This window comes from Streptomyces sp. C, from assembly GCF_000158895.1.
Classification (GTDB): domain Bacteria; phylum Actinomycetota; class Actinomycetes; order Streptomycetales; family Streptomycetaceae; genus Streptomyces; species Streptomyces racemochromogenes.
The window spans coordinates 6,132,504-6,133,431 of the sequence record NZ_GG657750.1 but is presented as its reverse complement, the minus strand read 5'-3'; the positions used below and the strand labels follow the sequence as shown (position 1 = coordinate 6,133,431).

General features: G+C 80.5%; 1 protein-coding gene. It reads left to right on the top strand.

Going from position 1 to position 928, the window contains the following annotated elements:
• Positions 1 to 13 precede the first annotated feature (13 nt).
• On the top strand, positions 14 to 928 hold a 915-nt coding region (locus tag SSNG_RS42350), incomplete at its 3' end, for a GTPase-associated protein 1-related protein (protein WP_277752158.1).

The following is a 928-nucleotide window of genomic DNA, read 5'->3' as shown; positions in this document are numbered from 1 at the left end:
CGGTGGGGAGGCGTTGCCCGGTGTGGCGCGGCGGCTGGCGCATGCGTTGATCAGCGAGCCGGAGCGGGCGTACGGGCCGCGGGAGCGGGAGTCGCTGGTGGAGCTGCCCGTGCTGCGGGCCCTCGTGCTCGATCGGCTGGACGCGCTCGCCGCGGGCGATCCGGCCGCCGGGGCCCGGCTGTTCGAGCGGACCGGGCTGCGGCTGGGCGCGGCGGAGGCGCTGCCGCACCTGCGGATGTGCGCCCGGGCGGCGCAGGACCCGGACGGCCGGGCGGACCGGGTGCTCGCGCTGGAGGCCCTGCTGCGGGAGGCCGGGGTCTCGCTGTACGCCGAGCCGCTCGTGCTGCGCACCGGGATGCGGCTGGTCTGGGGCGGGGACCCGCCGCAGCCGGCCGAGGCAGGGCTGCTGCTGGCGACGACGGGTGCCGCCGTGCACCGGGACGCCGGTACCTGGGAGCTGCTCGCCCGGGCCGCCGCGGTGGCGCCCGCGGGGGACGGGGCGGCGGCGGACCTGGCGCCGGAGCTGCTGCGGCACTTCGGGGCGGAGCTGCCGGACCGGCAGCGTCCCGCGCTGCTGCTGTGGGAACTGGTCCGGGACCTGCGCGCGGGCGGCCCGGCCGGGGAGGGCCTGCGCCGGGCCCTGGAGCTGGGGGCCCTGTCGCCGGAGCCGGGCGCGCGGGAGGCGGCGTACGCGGCGGTGGCCGGGCGGCTGCTCGCGCCGGACGGGCCCGACGAGGCGGCCCTGCGGGCCCTGGCGGGCAGCGAGGACCCCGAACTGCTGGCCGCGTACCGGCAGGCGGCCCGCTCCGCGCCGGTGGCGGAACTGCTGCGCGAGGACGCGGGTTACCTCGCCGGCTGCTACGCCGCCTGGTCGGCGCAGCCGCAGGCCGGGCCGCTGTGGCGGGAAACCCGTACGGAGCTGCTCGAA